Annotated in this window: 17 protein-coding genes; 15 read left to right on the forward strand and 2 right to left on the reverse strand. The window is 59.0% G+C overall.

The annotated features are described in order from the left end of the window. The first annotated feature begins 7 nt into the window (after positions 1-7). From QM647_RS04780 to purU, 11 genes are all read left to right on the forward strand, one after another. Positions 8-889 (forward strand): hemolysin family protein, encoded by an 882-nt coding sequence (locus QM647_RS04780; RefSeq protein ID WP_414994327.1) that lies wholly within the window; start codon positions 8-10, stop codon positions 887-889. Continuing rightward, entirely contained in the window at positions 882-2,552 is a 1,671-nt protein-coding gene (gene lnt, locus QM647_RS04785; protein WP_414994328.1) for an apolipoprotein N-acyltransferase, read from the forward strand. Before QM647_RS04780 ends, lnt begins: the two co-directional genes overlap by 8 nt. A gap of 103 nt (positions 2,553-2,655) precedes the next feature. Next, positions 2,656-3,075, forward strand: coding sequence for a helix-turn-helix domain-containing protein (locus tag QM647_RS04790; RefSeq protein ID WP_414994329.1), 420 nt, complete (start codon positions 2,656-2,658; stop codon positions 3,073-3,075). Positions 3,076-3,272: 197 nt separating this feature from the next. Beyond that, positions 3,273-4,445: a methionine adenosyltransferase gene (gene metK / locus QM647_RS04795; RefSeq protein ID WP_414994330.1), complete on the forward strand. Its 1,173-nt coding sequence runs from the start codon at positions 3,273-3,275 to the stop codon at positions 4,443-4,445. A 9-nt stretch (positions 4,446-4,454) separates the two neighbouring features. Then, the gene (trmB, locus tag QM647_RS04800; protein ID WP_414994331.1) at positions 4,455-5,144 is read left to right on the forward strand and encodes a tRNA (guanosine(46)-N7)-methyltransferase TrmB; all 690 of its coding nucleotides are present in this window, start codon (positions 4,455-4,457) and stop codon (positions 5,142-5,144) included. Positions 5,145-5,234: 90 nt separating this feature from the next. Continuing rightward, entirely contained in the window at positions 5,235-5,840 is a 606-nt protein-coding gene (locus QM647_RS04805; protein WP_414994332.1) for a hypothetical protein, read from the forward strand. Positions 5,841-5,972: 132 nt separating this feature from the next. Beyond that, a complete protein-coding gene (rimP, locus tag QM647_RS04810) occupies positions 5,973-6,611 on the forward strand; it encodes a ribosome maturation factor RimP (RefSeq protein ID WP_414994333.1) in 639 nt (212 codons plus the stop codon). Positions 6,612-6,632: 21 nt separating this feature from the next. Continuing rightward, a complete protein-coding gene (gene nusA, locus QM647_RS04815) occupies positions 6,633-8,300 on the forward strand; it encodes a transcription termination factor NusA (protein WP_414994334.1) in 1,668 nt (555 codons plus the stop codon). After that, the gene (locus tag QM647_RS04820; RefSeq protein ID WP_414994335.1) at positions 8,224-8,976 is read left to right on the forward strand and encodes an RNA-binding protein; all 753 of its coding nucleotides are present in this window, start codon (positions 8,224-8,226) and stop codon (positions 8,974-8,976) included. Before nusA ends, QM647_RS04820 begins: the two co-directional genes overlap by 77 nt. Before the next feature lie 180 nt (positions 8,977-9,156). Continuing rightward, on the forward strand, positions 9,157-12,174 hold the full coding sequence (gene infB / locus QM647_RS04825; protein WP_414994336.1) for a translation initiation factor IF-2: 3,018 nt from the start codon (positions 9,157-9,159) through the stop codon (positions 12,172-12,174). Positions 12,175-12,719: 545 nt separating this feature from the next. After that, on the forward strand, positions 12,720-13,598 hold the full coding sequence (gene purU, locus QM647_RS04830; protein WP_414994337.1) for a formyltetrahydrofolate deformylase: 879 nt from the start codon (positions 12,720-12,722) through the stop codon (positions 13,596-13,598). On the opposite strand, the gene QM647_RS04835 is transcribed toward purU, so the two are convergent. Continuing rightward, positions 13,595-13,816, reverse strand: coding sequence for a hypothetical protein (locus QM647_RS04835; protein WP_414994338.1), 222 nt, complete (start codon positions 13,814-13,816; stop codon positions 13,595-13,597). The genes purU and QM647_RS04835 overlap by 4 nt on opposite strands. Positions 13,817-14,424: 608 nt before the next feature. On the opposite strand from QM647_RS04835, the gene QM647_RS04840 reads away from it, so the two are divergent. After that, positions 14,425-15,144 carry a hypothetical protein gene (locus QM647_RS04840; RefSeq protein WP_414994339.1) on the forward strand — a complete coding sequence of 240 codons (720 nt, stop codon included), beginning with the start codon at positions 14,425-14,427 and terminating at the stop codon, positions 15,142-15,144. Here QM647_RS04840 and QM647_RS04845 read toward each other — a convergent pair. Then, positions 15,096-16,301: a DUF418 domain-containing protein gene (locus QM647_RS04845; RefSeq protein WP_414994340.1), complete on the reverse strand. Its 1,206-nt coding sequence runs from the start codon at positions 16,299-16,301 to the stop codon at positions 15,096-15,098. The genes QM647_RS04840 and QM647_RS04845 overlap by 49 nt on opposite strands. A 90-nt stretch (positions 16,302-16,391) precedes the next feature. Between QM647_RS04845 and rbfA the strand changes: the two genes are divergently transcribed. The 3 genes from rbfA to rpsO all read left to right on the forward strand — a co-directional run bounded on the left by rbfA (position 16,392) and on the right by rpsO (position 18,254). After that, positions 16,392-16,853, forward strand: a complete 462-nt coding sequence (rbfA, locus tag QM647_RS04850; RefSeq protein WP_414994341.1) for a 30S ribosome-binding factor RbfA — start codon at positions 16,392-16,394, stop codon at positions 16,851-16,853. Positions 16,854-17,011: 158 nt separating this feature from the next. Beyond that, entirely contained in the window at positions 17,012-17,962 is a 951-nt protein-coding gene (truB, locus tag QM647_RS04855; RefSeq protein WP_414994342.1) for a tRNA pseudouridine(55) synthase TruB, read from the forward strand. 22 nt (positions 17,963-17,984) lie between these two features. After that, positions 17,985-18,254, forward strand: coding sequence for a 30S ribosomal protein S15 (gene rpsO, locus QM647_RS04860; protein ID WP_414994343.1), 270 nt, complete (start codon positions 17,985-17,987; stop codon positions 18,252-18,254).

Here is an 18,254-nt window from a genome sequence, read left to right on the forward strand (position 1 = left end):
CACACACATGGCTGAGCCAGACGACTCGTTCGGAAAATCCTTTTGGTCCTTCCTGGGCTTCAAGCCGAAACCCGCCGCCGGCAGTGTGCCGGAGACGGCGGAGGCCGAAGACCGCGCCGCGGTCGCCGCCAACCTGATCGATCATGCCCGCGCTTTTCAGTCGCTCAGTGTGGCCGATGTCATGACGCCCCGCGTCGATATTATTGCGGTAGAGCTGTCGAGCACGCTTGCGGACGTGGTCAGCCTTTGTGTGGAAAGCGAGCATTCGCGCTTGCCGATCTACCGCGACGGGCTGGATGATCCGGTCGGTGTGGTCCACATAAAGGACATCCTGAAGCTGCTGGCGCCGGAAGCCGGCCGGGCCGCGCCGAACTGGGCCGAGCCGGTGCTGCATCGCCTGCGCCGTGAGCTGCTTTATGTGCCCTCTTCGATGACGACCTCGGATCTGATGCTGCGCATGCAGGCCCAGCGCATCCACATGGCGCTGGTGATCGATGAGTTCGGCGGCACGGATGGTCTGGTGACGCTGGAAGATCTGGTCGAGGCCGTGGTCGGCGATATCGATGATGAATATGACGAGGCGGGCGACGAAGAGATGCGCGAGCTGCCAAACGGCCAGTATGAGATCGATGGCCGTGTCGAGCTGGTGACCCTTGAGGAAAAGCTGGGTTTGAGCCTTTATCCGGAAGAATCCGAGGAAGAAATCGACACTCTGGCGGGTCTGGTTGCCATGCTGGCGGGCCGTGTGCCGCAGCGCGGGGAGGTGGTGCCCTATCCGGACGCCGGTTTCGATATCGAGGTGCTGGATGCCGACCCGCGCCGCATCAAGCGTTTACGCCTGCATCGCCGCACCCCTGAACCGGCGGACCTGACCCCTGCCGATGACTGATTTTCGCGCGTTACTAAAACATCCACTGCTGGCGCCGGTGGTGAACTTCGTGGGCGATCCGCGTCAGCGGCCGCGCATGCTGGCGGCCATTTCCGGCCTGCTGATCGCCTTTGCCCAGCCGCCATTCGGTTTCCTGCCCGGTCTGCTCGGGTACGGCCTGTTGCTCTATGCGCTGGAATGCGATCTCGGCAACTGGCCCAAGCGTACGGCCTTCTTCATGGGCTGGCTGGCGGGTTTCTGCTATTTCTTCGTCTCCTGTTTCTGGGTGGCCGAGGCCTTTCTGGTCGATGCCGAAACCTATGGCTGGATGGCCATTCCCGCCGCCATGCTGCTGCCGGCTGGCATCGGTTTGTTCTGGGGGCTGTTCGCCCTGATCTATACGAAGATGCGGCCGGCCAACTGGACACGTTTCGTCTATTTCGCCGCTCTGTTTTCCCTGCTGGAAATGACACGCGGTTCGATCATGTCCGGCTTTCCATGGAATCCGGCGGGTTCGACCTGGAAAGCCGGCAGCGCCCTGTCGCAGATGGCGGCCTATGTTGGGGTCTATGGTCTGGGTTTCGTCACCGTGCTGGTCTTTTCCAGCGTCGGGATCGTGCGGCGTGGCCGGGGGGTTTCCGGCTATGCGCCGGCTGTTTTCGGCGCCCTGGTACTGGCGGGCTGTTTCGGCGTCGGCGAATATCGTCTGAACACGGTGCAAATCAGAGATACGGGCTATATCATCCGTTATGTGCAGCCGGCGGTCGGGCAGGAAGCCAAGTGGGACGCCCGCAATTTCGCCCACCTGTTCAATCTCTATGTCCGCATGAGCAAGACGCCACCTGAACCGGGTCATCGTGTGCCGGACCTGATCATATGGCCGGAAGGCGCTCTGCCGGTCACCTGGGAAAACCTGACCGATCAGGATACCTGGACCCTGCCGGTTATGGCCAATCTGCTGGCTGAAAACCAGTCCCTGATGATCGGCACCACCAAGCAGGAACCTTCCCCGAAAGGCGGTCTGGTGTGGCGCAATGCCATGCTTGTGCTGAACCGCAAAGGTGGGCAAGAACAGATTATCGGCCAGTACAATAAATACAAGCTCGTGCCCTTCGGTGAATTTACGCCGTACCAGGACATTCTCAATCCGTTGGGTATGTCAGCTCTGACGCATTTCGATGACAGCTTTACGCCGGGTGAACGTACAAAGCCGCATGATTTTACCGGCATTCCCCGTGTTTTACCTATGATTTGCTACGAGGGAATCTTCCCTTCGCTGGACATGACCCGTTACAAACAAAACGACATATTGCGGCCCAAATGGATCGTTAACATCTCGAATGACGCTTGGTTCGGCCCGACCACGGGACCTGTACAGCACCTGAACCTGGCGAGTTTCCGGGCGATCGAAGAAGGGCTTCCGATGGTGAGATCAACTCCGACGGGCATATCCGCCGTTATTGATCCCCTCGGGAGAGTTGTGCCGGGCACGGCGACAGGTCTAGGCGTGGCAGGATACAAGGACATCAACCTGCCAGCTCCCGCAAATATTACCGCCTACGCCATGCAGAGATTTGCATATCTCGGATTCGTGCTCTGTCTTTTCTTGGGGTTGACTGTTCCCAAATTACAGTATTCTTTCGTAAACCGGCTTTTTCTGCGAAAAAATAGGCCCGTTTGCTAAAAAATTGTAGCCGCTAGCGAACAGTTTCGCTATGCGAAAGCGTATAATATAAAGTTCGGCTGAAGTCCGTCTTTGGCCCAGAAATAAAGTATGAGGCATTAAGTTGGACGAAATTTCGAAGGCTGAACGCGGACCTAACCCCGTCGACCTGCACGTTGGCGCCCGCGTCAGGATGCGGCGCAAGTTTCTGGGCATGAGCCAGGAGAGTCTCGCCGAGGTTATCGAGCTGACATTCCAGCAGGTACAAAAGTATGAGCGCGGCTCCAACCGCATCAGTGCTTCGAAACTGTATGAGATTGCCAAGGCGCTCAAGGCGCCGATCGCCTATTTCTTCGAAGGCTATGGCGAGAACGAAGCCGTCGAAGGTTTCTCGGAATCCGAATCCGAACAGTTCGTTCACGGTTTCCTGATGACGACCGAAGGCATCGAGCTGGCTGAAGCCTTCCCGCGCGTCAAGAACGCCAAGCTTCGCCGTCGCATTCTTGAGCTGGTGCGTACGCTCGGCGAAGAAGACGAAGCCTGAATTACGAACTGACCCGATGAGTGGCAAAAGCCCTGCTTTCCCGGAGGCAGGGCTTTTTGCTGTCCGAATAATCGTCTTTTGAGGAAGGGGTCGGGCACTGGTTCTTTCCATGGGAAGTGCCATATATCCAAAAAGCTTCTTGATCATATAAACATATCTTTATATGCTTATAGGCAAGCTTCAGTAAAGGTCCGCCCATGCGCTCAAACTATATCTTCACTAGCGAAAGCGTTTCCGAAGGCCATCCCGACAAGGTCGCCGACCGTATCTCGGACGTCGTGGTCGATGCCTTCCTGGCGCGTGATCCGGAAGCCCGTGTGGCCTGCGAAACCCTGGTGACTACCAATCGCATCGTGCTGGCCGGCGAGGTCCGTGCCAGCGATGATCAGATCAGCGGAATTATCGGCGGCCTGGAAGACAAGGTGCGCCATGCGGTTAAGGATATCGGTTACGCGCAGAAGGGTTTCCACTGGGCGATGGCTGACTATGCCTGTCACCTGCATGCTCAGTCGGCCGATATCGCGCAAGGAGTCGATTCCGGCGACAACAAGGACGAAGGCGCGGGCGACCAGGGCATCATGTTCGGCTATGCGACGGACGAGACCGAAGAACTGACCCCGGCGCCGCTGCAATGGTCGCACAACATTCTGCGCCGCCTGGCCGAGGCCCGTCACGCCGGCGAGCATCGCCTGGAGCCAGACGCCAAGAGCCAGGTCACCGTGCAGTATGAAAACGGCAAGCCGTCGCGTATTCTGAAGATACTGGTGTCGCATCAGCACCAGGACGGCCTGACGCCGTCGGATGTCGAAGCCATTATCAAACCCTATGCCCTGGAAATCCTGCCGGCCGGCATGGTGACCGACGAGACCGAATGGCTGGTCAACCCGACCGGCAATTTCGTTATCGGCGGTCCCGACGGCGATGCCGGCCTGACCGGTCGCAAGATCATCGTTGATACCTATGGCGGCGCCGCTCCGCACGGCGGTGGTGCCTTTTCCGGTAAGGATCCGACCAAGGTCGATCGCTCGGCGGCCTATGCCCTGCGTTACCTGGCGAAAAACGTTGTGGCCGCAGGCCTGGCCAAGAAGTGCACGCTGCAGGTTTCCTATGCCATCGGTGTATCGCGTCCGCTGTCCTTCTATGTCGATACCCACGGCACGGGCCAGGTTTCCGAGGAAAAGCTGGAGGAAATCCTGCCCGAATTGATCGGTGGTCTGACGCCGAAGTCGATCCGCCTGCACCTCGGCCTCAACAAGCCGATCTATGAGCGCAGCGTCGCCTATGGTCATTTCGGCCGTAAGCCGGATGCCGATGGCGGCTTCTCGTGGGAAAACACCGATCTGGTTGACGAACTCAAGCGCGCGTTCTAAACGCCGCGAATGTCATCTGAAGAAAATAAATCGGCCGCTGAATGGGGCCCCATGCGCTCGTTCGGGCGCATCAAGTCACGCAAGCTGAAACCGCAGCAGGCGAACCTGTTCGAGACGCTTCTGCCGCAAATCGAGGCCAGTGACGCGCACGTCACGGAAGCCCTGGACTCCGGTCGCGAGTTGTGGCTGGAGATCGGTTTCGGCGGTGGCGAGCATCTGGCGGCGCAGGCGGCGAAGAACCCGCAGGTCACCTTTATCGGTTGCGAACCCTTTCTCAATGGCGTCGGCTCGGCCCTGCGTCATATCGATGAGGTCGGGCTGGAGAATGTCCTGATCCTGGCCAATGACGCGCGGCCCCTGCTCGATAGACTGCCGCCGGCGTCCTTAAACCGCATCTTTATCCTGTTCGCCGATCCCTGGCCCAAGGCGCGACACAACAAGCGCCGGTTTGTCCAGCCGGAAACCGTCGCTGCCTTCGCTCGCGTGCTGAAGGCCGGCGGTGCGGTACGGTTTGCCACCGATTGGGCTAACTATGCCGACTGGGCGCTGGAACGCTTTCTCGCTTGTCCGGATTTCGAGTGGCCGGCTCAGGGCCAGGCGGATTGGAACGCGCCGCCTGCCGATCATGTCACCACGCGCTACGAGACCAAGGGCCTGGGCGACTGCAGGCCGGTGTTTTTCGACTTCATAAGGCGATAATTCGTTTCCCGATTCACAACCGCGTGATGTGCCCTCTGGCCAAGCGGGCCGGAATGCGACATGGTTAACCCTCGTATCCGGGGGTGGTTTATGGAGCGTCTTCACAAGGTATCGGCGGCATTTGTCTTTGCCTTTCTGTGCCTGCATTTCGCCAATCATTTAGTCGGTCTGCTGGGGCCTGGCGCCCATGCGCAGTTCATGGACGCGGCCCGGCTGGTCTATCGCCATCCTATTGTCGAGGCGGGCATATTGCTGGCCTTTGTCATCCAGATACTGACGGGGATTCCCCTGATCATTGAAATCTGGTCGAAGAAAAAGGATTTCATCCACCAGCTGCAGGCGGCGTCCGGCCTGGTGATGGTCCTGTTCATCCTTGTCCATGTCGGCAGTGTCGCCGTGGCGCGGATGGTCTTCAATCTCGACACCACCTTTGCCTTTGCCGCAGCTACGTTTGCGCCGCCGCTGACCTATGCCGCCTATGGATTTTATGGCGCCGGCGTCTTCGCCCTGTTCGTCCATTTCGGCTGCATCCTCTATGATATCTTCAAAAAGACCAACAAGCCGGTGGGTTGGCTGCTGCTGATCGTCACGGTCGGCGCCGGCGGTTACCTGACATATCTGCTGCTGATGATGTATTCCGGCCATCTCTATCCGGTCGCCATTCCAGAGGATTATCTGCATCCGCATCTGCTTTAGGCAGGCTTGCCAGATTCTTCTTGGCAAAGCCGGAAAGCCGGCCTATATAGCTTGCCAACATGACCGATTGCCGAAAGGCAGCGGCGGCGGCCACAGAGCCTGCCGCCTTTTTTATTGCTTAAGAGACCCCATTTGCGCGCCAAGACCCCGGAAGAACGCAAGCTGCTCGAGATTTTCGATCCGATCGCCGAAACCCTGGCGCTGGATATCGTGCGTGTGCGCCTGCAAGGCTCGCGCCGTCCCGGCGGATCGCGTTTCCTGCAGATCATGGCCGAGCGCAAGTCAGATGGCGACATCAATGTCAACCAGTGCGCCCGCCTGTCACGCGCCATCTCGGCCTATATCGACGAGGCCGATCCGATCGAGGGCGAATTCACCCTGGAAGTCTCCTCGCCGGGCATCGATCGGCCGCTGACCCGCCTGAAGGACTTCGAGACCTATGAGGGTCTGGAAGCCCGTATCGAACTGGATCGTCTGGCCGAGGGCCGCAAGCGCTTCCGTGGTATCCTGGCCGGCATCGAGGACACTCCAGAGGGGGGGCATATCGCCATCGATCTGGAAGGCGAGGAAGAGACCGCCCTCATGCCGTTCGACTGGATCATCGATGCCAAGCTGATCCTCAATGATGAGCTGATGAAGCGCGGCGCCGAGGCCAAGGCGGCGCGCGGTGAGGATGACGACGCCGAAGACGAAGATTTTGAAGGGTTTGACGACGACGACTTCGATGATGAAGCGTTCGACGAAGACGAACCCGCTAATGACGACAAATAGATAAACAAGAGGACGTAACCGATGAGCTTCACCGGAATCAGCGCCAACCGTCAGGAACTGCTGCAGATCGCAGAGGCCGTGGCGCGTGAAAAGTCGATCGACAAGACCGTGGTCATCGCCTCCATTGAGGAAGCGATCCAGAAGGCCGCCCGTTCGCGTTATGGCGCCGAGCACGATATCCGTGTCCAGATCGATCCCCGCACCGGTGAAATGACCATCACCCGTCACATCACCGTGGTGCCGGACGAGGAGCTGGAAAACGAATACGCTCAGAAGACCCTGACTGAAGCCCTGCGCGACGACAAGGAAGCCTTTGTCGGCAAGGAATATTCCGAAGTCCTGCCGCCCTTCGAGCTGGGCCGTGTCCAGACCCAGATGGCCCGTCAGGTGGTGACCCACAAGGTGCGCGAAGCCGAGCGTGAAAAGCAGTACGACGAATACAAGGACCGCGTTGGCGAGATCGTCAACGGCACGGTGCGCCGCGTCGAATACGGCAATGTCATTGTCGATCTCGGCAAGGGTGAAGGCATCATGCGCCGCGACCAGTCGATTCCACGCGAAGCCTTCCAGGTCAATGACCGCATCCGCGCCTATATCTATGATGTGCGCCGCGAAACCAAGGGCCCGCAAATCATGCTCTCCAGAGCCCATGGCGGCTTCATGGCCAAGCTGTTCGCGCAGGAAGTGCCGGAAATCTATGACGGCGTGATCGAGATCAAGTCGGTGGCCCGTGATCCGGGTTCGCGCGCCAAGATGGCCGTGCTGTCGAACGACAACTCCATTGACCCCGTGGGTGCCTGCGTCGGTATGCGCGGCTCGCGCGTTCAGGCCGTCGTCGCCGAACTGCAAAACGAAAAGATCGACATCATCCAGTGGTCGCCCGACGAAGCCACCTTCATCGTCAACGCCCTGGCGCCTGCCGAAGTTTCCAAGGTCGTTCTCGATGAAGAAGAAGACCGCGTCGAAGTGGTGGTGCCGGACGAACAGCTGTCGCTGGCCATCGGCCGCCGCGGCCAGAATGTCCGCCTGGCGTCGCAGCTGACCGGCTGGCAGGTCGATATCATCACCGAATCCCAGGACAGCGAGCGCCGTCAGAAGGAATTCGCCGAACGCACCGCCCTGTTCCAGGAAGCGCTCGATGTCGATGAAGTCATCGCCCAGCTGCTGGTCACCGAAGGCTTCTCGTCCGTCGAAGACCTGGCCTATGTCGATGAAAACGAAATCGCCGCCATCGAAGGCTTCGACGAAGACACGGCCTCCGAGCTGCAGGCCCGCGCCCGTGACTATCTCGAAAAGGAAGCCGCCGAGCAGGATTCCAAGCGCCGCGAATACGGTGTCGAGGATGCCGTGCTCGATATCCAGGGCGTGACCCTGCCGATGGCGGTTGCGCTCGGTGCGGCCGGCGTCAAGACGGTGGAAGACCTGGCCGACCTGGCGACCGACGAAATCCGTGGCGGCTTCGAACAGAAGGGCGGCGAGCGCGTGCGCGTGCCGGGCGCCCTGGAATCCTTCAACCTGTCGGTGGGTGATGCCGAGTCCCTGATCCTCAATGCCCGCGTCGCCGCTGGCTGGATCGAGGCTCCGGTCGTCGAGGAAGCCGACGAAGAGGCTTATGAGGAAGCCGGTGCTTTTGAAGAGCCAGAAGCTTTTGCTGAGGAGGGCGAAGATGTCGCCAGCTCCGAACAATGAGCCCGCGCTTTTAACCGACACTGATGACGCGCTGGTCCTGGGCGAAAGCCAGAAGGGCCAGCCGCAACGGCGCGATATCGCCAGCGGTGAGACCGTCCCCACGGACGGCCTCATCCGCTTTGTCGTGTCGCCTGAAGGTTTTCTGACGCCGGATCTGGCGCAGAAGCTGCCGGGGCGCGGCCTGTGGATCGCGGCCGAGCGCAGCGCCCTTGAAATCGCGCTGAAAAAGAACATATTCAGTCGGGCGGCCAAGCGACAGGTGAAGGCCGATCCCAATCTCATTTCCCTGGTGCATGATCTTCTGCGCCGCCGCTGCCTCGATCTTCTGGGGCTGGCGCGGCGTGAAGGCGGCATCGTCAACGGCTTTGAAAAGACGCTCGCCGCCGTCAAATCGGGCAAGGCGGGCTGGATCATTGAGGCTGCCGACGGGGCGGAAGACGGCCGCAGGCGCATTTTATATGCCGGCAGCCAGCAATCCCCCTCGCCAAACGTCTGCGGAAGCTTTAGTAACGCCGAATTAAGTTTGGCTTTGGGCACAGAAAATGCCATACACGTCGCACTCCTGTCGGGGCGGCGCGTACAGCGTTGGTCTTTGGAAATGAAAAGACTGTCGGGCTTCGAACCCCTGGTGCCGGAAGGCTGGGTGAGAAGGCCGGAGCCCGAAACGCCCGGTTGATATCGGGCGAGACTTGAGAGTGTTGGTTCTTCTGCCCTGACTGTATACGGCCACGGTGCAATGGCGAGCGCTCGTAAGGGACGGCTGATCCGTGATCGGACGTTCCACGCGACGAAATATTATTGAAACAGAAGTCTGGCACTAGGGTCAGGTTTCGCAAAAGGTTAGTAGACAAGCCGGATGAGCGACGGAAAAGACGACAAGAATAACGACCAGCCTGCCAACCGTGAGCGTACGCCGCTCACGCTGAAGCCGCGTGTCGGTGGCAATGTGTCGACAGGCACGGTCAAGCAGAGCTTCAGCCATGGCCGTTCCAAGACGGTAGTGGTCGAAACCAAGCGCCGCATCGGTACGCCGCCCGCCGGTGCGCCGTCCGGTCACGTTCGTCCCGCGCCGCCCGAAATCAACCGTCCGCAACAGGCCCAGGCCCCGCGTCCGGCGCAAGGTGGCGGCAACGCCGGCAATCTGCGTCAGGAAGAGCAGGACGCGCGCCAGCGCGCCATCGCTGCCGCCCTGGCCGATCAGGAACGCAAGGCAGCTGATGCCCGTGCCGCGGCGGCTCGCGCGGAAGCGGCGAAGCCCGCCCCTGCTCCAGTCGTGCCTCAAGCCCCGCAACCGACCGCACCTCAACCGGTCCCGCGGGCTGAAGCGGCCGCGCCGCAACCGACTGTGACACCGGCCCCGCAACCGGCGGCCGAGACCCCGCGTCCGGCAGCGCCGCAACAACCGGCTTTCCGCAATGAGCGTGCGCCGCGTTATGACCAGCGTAGTGAACGCCCGCAAGGCGATCGTCCGCAAGGCGGCTATCAGGGCCAGCGCGGCGATCGTCCGCAGGGTGATCGTCCCAGAGACGGTCAACGTGACGGTCATCGCAACGAAGGCGGCCGCACGCCTTATCCGCCGCGCGGCGATCGTCCGCAGGGCGACCGTCCGTATACGCCGCGTGACCCGAACGCGCCGCGTCCGCCGCGCGATCCGAACCGTCCGTTCACGCCGCGTGATCCCAATGCGCCGCGCCCGCCGCGCGATCCGAACGCCCCGCGTCCGGAGCGGGGTGAAACCGTTCGCTATAACGTCAATTCGCCGCGTCCGCCGCGTCCCGGTCAGGGCGTTGCCGCCAATGCGCCTGCCACGCCGGAAGTGGATCGCATCCGCTCCAGCCGTGGCACGGGTGGCATCGGCAGCAAGGCGCTTGATACCCGCAAGTCAGGGGATGATGATGATCGTGGCGTGAAGCGCGGCAAGGCCGGTGCACCGGTCAAGGCCGTGTCGCAAACACGCGGCGAGCCCAAGCGCCGCGAAGGTCGCCTGACTCTGCAGGCCGTAGTCGGTGACGACGAGGGCACTGCCGATCGCATGCGTTCGCTGGCCTCGGTGCGCCGGGCTCGTGAGCGGGAACGTGAAAAGCGCAAGGGTTCCCAGGTCGAGCAGGCGCGTGTGGCGCGTGAAGTCGTCATTCCTGACGTCATCACCGTTCAGGAGCTGTCCAACCGTATGGCGGTGCGCGCTGTCGACATCATCAAGATGCTGATGAAGCAGGGCATGATGCTGAAGATCAATGATGTGATCGATACCGATACCGCCGAACTGGTGGCTTCGGAATTCGGCCACACCGTCAAACGCGTGTCGGAATCCGACGTTCTGGAAGGCTTCATCGATGCCGAGGATCATGACGACGATACCATCGTGCGTCCGCCGGTCGTGGCCGTTATGGGTCACGTCGACCACGGCAAGACCTCGCTGCTCGACGCCCTGCGTTCGGCCGATGTCGCTTCCGGCGAAGCCGGCGGCATCACCCAGCATATCGGCGCCTATCAGATCAAGGTGCCGTCGGGCGACCGCGTCACCTTCCTGGATACGCCGGGCCACGCCGCCTTCTCGGCCATGCGCGCCCGCGGCGCCAATGTAACCGATATCGTGGTGCTGGTGGTGGCGGCGGATGACGGCGTCATGCCGCAGACGATCGAAGCCATCAACCACGCCCGCGCCGCCAAGACGCCGATCATCGTGGCCATCAACAAGATGGACAAGCCGGGCGCCAAGCCGGAACGCATCATCAATGAACTGCTTCAGCATGAAGTGGTCGTAGAAGCCCTGGGCGGCGATACGCAGGTCGTTGAGGTTTCGGCCAAGACCCGCCAAGGTCTCGACCAGCTGATCGAAGCTATCCTGTTGCAGGCCGAAGTGCTCGATCTGCGCGCCAATCCGGACCGCACGGCCGAGGGTATTGTCATCGAAGCCAAGCTCGACAAGGGCCGGGGCCCGGTGGCCACCGTCCTGGTCAAGCGCGGTACGCTGAAGCGCGGCGATATCGTCGTCGCCGGTTCTTCGTTCGGTCGTGTTCGCGCCCTGATTAACGAGCGCAACGAGCAACTGAACGAGGCAGGTCCGTCGCAGCCGGTGGAAATCCTCGGTCTTGACGGCGCGCCGGACCCCGGTGAAGCCTTCGCCGTGGTGGAAAATGATGCCCGCGCCCGTGAAATCACGGAATACCGCGAGCGCGTCCGCCGCGAAAAGACGATCGCTCCGGTCGGTGCTGTGTCGCTGAGCGACATGATGTCGAAGCTGGCTTCCAACAAGGCCAAGGAACTGCAGCTGATCATCAAGTCGGACGTGCAGGGTTCGGGCGAAGCCATTGTCGGCTCGCTGGAAAAGCTGTCGACCGACGAAGTCCGCGCCCGCATTATCCATTCGGCCGCCGGTGCCATCACTGAATCCGATGTCCAGCTGGCCAAGGGTTCGGGCGCACCGATCATCGGCTTCAACGTCCGTGCCGGCAAGCAGGCGCGTGACCTGGCCGAGCGTGAAGGCGTGGAAATCCGCTACTATTCGATCATCTATGACCTGATCGATGACATCAAGGGCGTCATGTCCGGCATGCTGGCCCCGATTCAGCGTGAAACCTTCCTCGGTAATGCCGAAATCCTCGAAGTCTTCGATATCTCGAAGGTCGGCAAGGTGGCGGGCTGTATCGTCAAGGAAGGCCGGATGCAGAAAGGCGCGCGTATCCGTATTCTGCGTGACGACGTTGTCATCCAGGAAATGGGTATTCTGTCGACGCTCAAGCGCTTCAAGGACGAGGTCAACGAGGTGCAGGTGTCGCAGGAATGCGGCATGGCCTTCAACGGCTTCCAGGACCTCAAGAAGGGCGATTTCATCGAGTGCTTCACGGTCGAGGAAATCAAGCGGACCTTGTAACTCTTGTCAAAAGCATCAGGCCCGGATCATTCCGGGCCTTTTGCTTTTTCGGGGTTGCAACGGCACTTAAATCTCTGAGACTGTTATGGGGTGTGGGGTCCGCGACCCCACGATACTTTAGGGGATTACATGAAGCGGCTTGTTATATTGGCCTGTATCGCTTGCTTGTGTAGTTGTTCGTCAAATCGGCCGCTCAAAGTCTGGCCATATGTACCGCCTGGCACGCCGACTGTAAGCCATACGGAAATAGAGGCGACGGAAGCGGACCTTCTGCCTGTTGTCCTTGACTACGTGCATCAGACAAGGCGATGGTCTGACAAGAATTTTCGCATTAGTTTTCACGGCTATATACGTGAAAGGTATGTGTTCGAGATCACCTATTTGCCTGACGAAAAGTCAGGAAACCACTATGCTGGAGCTTCGATCAACTCATTTGGTGTACTCGTTAGCCCTGTAACTTGGCGCATCGAGAGAGAATTTGGCATTCAATAGCTTTCTTTTGAAACCTTTGACTTTTCTCAATATTTGCGTGCTATTGCCAAACCATGCTCGATACGACCGAATTCGACCCCGCCCATTATGTCCTGATCATCAAGTGCCCGGATACCCGTGGCATCGTCGCCGCTGTTTCTGGCTACCTGAATGACAACGACATCTCTATTGTCGAATCCAACCAGTTTAACGATGCGCTTGGTGACATGTTCTATGTCCGGGTCGTCTTCAAGCAGGCAGGGCCGAAGATGCCGCCGATGGCGACCCTGCGTGACGGTTTCAAGCCGATCGCGCACCGCTTCTCGATGGACTGGGATATCTTTAATCTCTCCAACAAGCCGAAAGCCCTGATCGCGGTCTCGAAGTTTGGCCATTGCCTGAACGAACTCCTGTATCGCTGGCGTTCCGGCCTGCTGCCGGTCGATATCGTCTGCGTGATGTCGAACCACGACGATATGCGGTCACTGGTGGAATGGAGTGGTATTCCTTACGTCTGCCTGCCGACCAAAGGCATTGGCAAGGCGGAACAGGAAGCCGAGTTCCTGAAACTGATCGAGGATTACCAGGCGGATCTGGTGGTGCTGGCGCGCTATATGCAGATTCTGTCAGATGATCTGGCGCGCAAGCTGGAGGGCCGGTGCATCAATATCCACCATTCCTTCCTGCCGAGTTTCAAGGGCGCCAAGCCCTATCACCAGGCGCATGCGCGGGGGGTGAAGATCATCGGCGCTACGGCGCATTATGTCACGTCGGATCTGGATGAGGGCCCGATCATCGAGCAGGATGTCCAGCGAGTCCACCATGGTCTGACACCAGAGCAACTGGTGGCCATAGGTCAGGATATCGAGGCGCGGGTTCTGGCGCGTGCCGTGACCTGGCATGCCGAGCGCCGGGTGATTATCAACGGTGCGAAAACGATCGTTTTTAACTAGAAGATGATCTTGAAGACCGCGACCCAGAAGATGGTGCAGTAAACGGTCATGGCGCCCAAGGTATAGATGAAGGGCAGCTTGCGGTTATCCGCGGCGACTCGCTTGTGACCCTGCGTACCGAACAGACGCTCGAAATCCTGCCGCGCCATGAAGGCGGAAATGTAGGGGGCCTGAGCGTAGCTTATGCTGGCAGCTGTGGGCTTTGACGGGCGTTGCATGGCGTTTTCTTCGCGAGGTTGCAGAGTAATTTAACACGGATTTCGGCTATCAAGCGAATTTAAATGCGAAATCTGGCTTTTTTAGGTGAAAAAAAGAAAAAATTAATAAGTAACGGGCTTGAGGCGGTTAGTTTGTCATCAAGAATGGAGCCAGCGGAGCATGAGAAGTACAGCGCCTGCCCAGAAGCCGCCGCAAATCACCGACATAACCGCCAGTGTCAGGACCAGCGGTATTTTCCGTTCGGATGTTCGTGATTTCAGGGAGTTATCTGCCTCGGCAGGTGAGGGCAGTACAGTATAATCGACGATATATGGCGCTTCGGAAGTATTGACAGGTTCGTCAAAAATGAAAGCGTCCTGCGTTACAAATTTCGCCAAAACAGGTACTCCACGATACGCAAATACACCAAAAACGATTATTTCACTGAAAAGTCAAAAATAATCAACCCATGGAAACCCTCTCAGGGTAAATTTTGTATTAACAAAATCGTGAAGATGGAACCTTTAGCCGCACCCTTGATCCTGACCTGTTTGCGCTGCACTATAAATAGCAGTGCCTTGTCGCGTAAGCTTTTATGACAAACAACCAGCTTCCGAGGGGCGGCGCGATGTTCGATTTACCGCAGGGCAATACGCCTGAGGCGCGAAAAAAATCTGTCGAAACAACTAAATGTGAAATAACTATCGCGGCCTACATCGAAGCTGGCGGCATTGGCATGGGGCTCCTGAGCGATGGCAGTCCCTATCTGACCCAGCGTGGACTGGCCGTCCTGTGTGGCGTGCGCAATGCCCACATCGGCACGATCGGCCGTGACTGGGCGACGGTGAAGCCGCGCATCCGGGCGATCAAAGCGCATCTGGGTCGACCTTGTGCCTCGCCTCACCATATCCTGAACTGGCAAGGCCATCGGCAATATGTCTACAGCGTCGCCGTCTGTGAGGCTGTGCTCGCCTATTACGCCGTTGATGCCGGCGATCATATCCAGCCGGAGGCTCGGTCGAACCGGCTGAAATTCCGCAGCGAAAACCTGGAGGCGTTCATCCGCAGACAAATCACGCCGCGGGATACTCGTCGCTTACCTCTGCGTTTCCGGCCCGTGCATAATCCGACACCGGAGATTTACGAGGCTATCGATGCCGCCATCGCCTATGTCTGCGGGCTGTTCGCCCTGTCGGCATGGCTGGCCAATACCTATATCGATGGCCTTAGGCAGCGGGCGATGAATGCGCCGTGGAACCGGCTGGGACTCTATCTTCCGCTAAAGGCCATACTGGAAATTCAGGCAGAGGCGCTTCTTCGGATAAATGGCACCTTCACCGTCAGGTAAGTTGCCGCGCGCCACAACCATTCCAGTGGACCGTACAGGAAATAACGGAACCACAGGTGAGCAAAAGCAACCTGGGCGATAAAGGCCGGGATGGCAATCAGGATAGCGGTCGATTGCAGCATGGTCGCCTGCTGATTAAGTCCAAAACTGTAAAACACAGGCACGAAGATCAGGGACTGGCCTACATAAAGGGTCAGGGTCATACGGCCGGCCGGCGCCAGCAGATTCAGAAGCTTGTGCGCGAAACTGTAATAGAGGCAGAGGAAACCAAACATCAGCACAGCCGTCAGGCTGAGATCCAGCCAGCTCGCAACCATCGTGTTCCAGAGACTATGCGGCATGATCATCTTGTCGGAACCGGGCACGAGCGCGATCAGTTTTGCTTTGTTTGCGTAAAGGGCGATCGTGCATACTGCGGCAATCAGAAATCCGATCATGCGCGCCCAGGCGAACTTTTGCGGCTGGCGAAAGAAATCGATGCGGCCAAGCACAAGGCCGATCAGTGAAAGCCCCATGATCTGACTCAAGCGGCCCGAAGAATACATGAAATCCCACTTCAGGAGGCGGCCATCACTGGCATCGGCCTGGATGGTAGCCAGCAGGCTCTTGCCGGTCAGATAGGCCTGCGGCATCTTGTCTGTCGAGAAGAAGGGCGCCTGGTTCGCCCACTCCGCGCCATGCAGCGCGCTGATCATCTGGAAGATCATGATGGGTTGCAGCAGGAAGAAAAGGGCTAAGAGGATGATCAGGGCATTGTTCTTGAGGCGATAGAAGGGAAGCAAAAACAGGCCCATTACCGCGAGCACGTCGAGAATATCCCCTCTGTACCAGAGCCCGTGCAGGAAACCGATCAGGCCCAGCAATGCAAGCCGCCAGATAAAGCGGCCGGTGAAATCGACTCCCCGTTTCGCCGAGCGGTCCATGATGATGAAAAAGGAAACGCCGAAGCACAGGGCCAGTAGCGCGAAGGCCTTTCCGGAGAAGAGGGTGAAGATGATGTTGTGCCACAAAAGCTGGGTCGGATCGGTGGTCGGGTGCGCCCAATAGAGTTCATATTCTTCCGGCATATGCACCAGGAACAGACCCATCAGAGCGAAGCCACGCAAAGCATCAAGGCCCTCCATACGAGGGACGAAACCAGATTTAAGAGCGGCCATATCTTTGCCTGACAATTACTCGACTTGCCCTGCATAGCGCATTCGTTTTTTTTGGATAGAAAAATCATCAGAAACGCTTATATGGACGTGATGAAACGCTCTTTTAAAGATAAATCCCACGGCCGGGCGCCGGCCGAACTGGGCCCCACCCAGCGCCAGTTGCGCGCCGGTGAACTGGTGCGTCACGCCCTGGTCGAAATCCTTCGCGAAGAAGAAATCCATGATGAGGCGCTGCATAACGTCTCGATCACGGTCACCGAGGTGCGCTGCTCGCCCGACCTGCGCCACGCTACAGTGTTTGTGGAACCGCTCGGCGCCGGCTTGGGTGGTGTGACCATTAGCAAGGAACAGATTGGCCCGGCGGTTGATGCCCTGAACCGGCACTCCAAATTCCTGCGCGGAATCCTGGGCAAGCATATCGAGATGAAGTTCACGCCCGACCTGCGCTTCCTGCATGACGAAAGCTTCAATGAAGCGGCGCGGATTGACGCGTTGTTCATGCGTCCGGATATTGCGCGTGACCTGCATCACGATGATGAGGACGAGGAATAAGTAAGCGTCTTCTCCTCCCCTGTCGCGAAGCGTACGGGGGAGGTGTCAGAGCGAAGTCGCTGACGGGGGGGCAAACCACCGTCAGCATGGCCCCTTCCGGCGGGACAAGCCCGCCACCTCCCCCGTACGCTTCGCTACAGGAGAGGAGGAATTTATTCATGGCACGTAAGAAAAAAGGCGAAGCGATCCATGGCTGGATCTGTTTCGACAAACCGCTCGAAATGACTTCGACCTCGGCGGTCGGCAAGATACGCTGGCTGTTCCAGGCGCAGAAGGCCGGTCACGCCGGTACGCTCGATCCGCTGGCCACCGGCATATTGCCGATTGCGCTCGGCGAAGCGACCAAGACTGTCCCCTATCTGATGGAAGCGGACAAGGTCTATAGCTTCACCATCACCTTTGGGCGCACGACTGACAGTTACGACGCCGAAGGTCGGACCATTGCCGAGTCCGATGCACGGCCCACGAAAGAAGCTGTTGAAGCCGCCATTCCGCAGTTCATCGGCCTGATCGAACAGGTACCGCCGGCTTTTTCCGCCATCAAGGTCGATGGCAAGCGCGCCTATGACCTGGCCCGCGAAGGCGTCGAGGTTGAACTGAAAGCCCGTGAGATCGAGGTGTTCGATCTGGCGCTGGACGATTTCACCGGCGAGACAGCGATCTTCACGCTCCATTGCGGCAAGGGCACCTATGTCCGCTCCATCGCCCGTGACCTCTGCCTGGAGCTGGGCGTCTGCGGCCATGTCACCACCCTGCGCCGTGAGGCGGTGGGGGCGTTTGAGACAAAAGACTCAATAACACTGGAAAAGCTTGAGGAATTAGTGCATAGAGGCGCCCATCTTGAGGCTTTGCTTGGCGTAGAGACGGCACTGGACGACATCCCGGGCCTGCCTGTAACGCAAGACGAGGCCGCAAGATTGAAGCAGGGACGCGACCTTGCCCTTCTGCCCCGTCAGATTGAACCCTTGAAAGCGGCTCTGAAAGCCCGTCTCGATGACGGCTATCATGAGTTTCCCGATACGGTTCAGGCGGTGTTCAATGGCCAGGTTCTCGCTCTGTGCGAACTGCGCGGCGGGATACTTCATCCGTCGCGTCTATTGAACCTATAGCTTCTCAATAAGGAGAAACCCGATGTCGATTACTGCTGACCGTAAGTCGGAAGTCATCAAGACCCACGCTCGTACCGCCAATGACACCGGCGGCGCCGAAGTTCAGATCGCGATCCTCTCGGAACGCATCGCCAACCTCACCGAGCACTTCAAGGAACACAAGAAGGACAACCACAGCCGCCGCGGCCTCCTGAAAATGGTATCGCAGCGTCGTCGCCTTCTCGACTACCTGAAGAACCGTCACACCGATCGCTACACCGCGATCATCGAAACCCTCGGCCTGCGCCGCTAA

The sequence above is a fragment of the Asticcacaulis sp. genome, from assembly GCF_047605585.1.
Classification (GTDB): Bacteria; Pseudomonadota; Alphaproteobacteria; order Caulobacterales; family Caulobacteraceae; genus Asticcacaulis.

What these genes read in the sequence shown, in the direction of transcription:
- trmB (WP_414994331.1), top strand. Translation starts at nt 4,455, where the DNA reads ATGTCATCTGAAGAAAATAAATCGGCCGCTGAATGGGGCCCCATGCGC.
- QM647_RS04840 (WP_414994339.1), top strand. Translation starts at nt 14,425, where the DNA reads ATGTTCGATTTACCGCAGGGCAATACGCCTGAGGCGCGAAAAAAATCT.
- QM647_RS04820 (WP_414994335.1), top strand. Translation starts at nt 8,224, where the DNA reads ATGAGGAAGCCGGTGCTTTTGAAGAGCCAGAAGCTTTTGCTGAGGAGG.
- nusA (WP_414994334.1), top strand. Translation starts at nt 6,633, where the DNA reads ATGAGCTTCACCGGAATCAGCGCCAACCGTCAGGAACTGCTGCAGATC.
- QM647_RS04780 (WP_414994327.1), top strand. Translation starts at nt 8, where the DNA reads ATGGCTGAGCCAGACGACTCGTTCGGAAAATCCTTTTGGTCCTTCCTG.
- metK (WP_414994330.1), top strand. Translation starts at nt 3,273, where the DNA reads ATGCGCTCAAACTATATCTTCACTAGCGAAAGCGTTTCCGAAGGCCAT.
- truB (WP_414994342.1), top strand. Translation starts at nt 17,012, where the DNA reads ATGGCACGTAAGAAAAAAGGCGAAGCGATCCATGGCTGGATCTGTTTC.
- lnt (WP_414994328.1), top strand. Translation starts at nt 882, where the DNA reads ATGACTGATTTTCGCGCGTTACTAAAACATCCACTGCTGGCGCCGGTG.
- rpsO (WP_414994343.1), top strand. Translation starts at nt 17,985, where the DNA reads ATGTCGATTACTGCTGACCGTAAGTCGGAAGTCATCAAGACCCACGCT.
- infB (WP_414994336.1), top strand. Translation starts at nt 9,157, where the DNA reads ATGAGCGACGGAAAAGACGACAAGAATAACGACCAGCCTGCCAACCGT.
- QM647_RS04845 (WP_414994340.1), bottom strand. Translation starts at nt 16,301, where the DNA reads ATGGCCGCTCTTAAATCTGGTTTCGTCCCTCGTATGGAGGGCCTTGAT.
- purU (WP_414994337.1), top strand. Translation starts at nt 12,720, where the DNA reads ATGCTCGATACGACCGAATTCGACCCCGCCCATTATGTCCTGATCATC.
- QM647_RS04805 (WP_414994332.1), top strand. Translation starts at nt 5,235, where the DNA reads ATGGAGCGTCTTCACAAGGTATCGGCGGCATTTGTCTTTGCCTTTCTG.
- QM647_RS04835 (WP_414994338.1), bottom strand. Translation starts at nt 13,816, where the DNA reads ATGCAACGCCCGTCAAAGCCCACAGCTGCCAGCATAAGCTACGCTCAG.
- rbfA (WP_414994341.1), top strand. Translation starts at nt 16,392, where the DNA reads ATGAAACGCTCTTTTAAAGATAAATCCCACGGCCGGGCGCCGGCCGAA.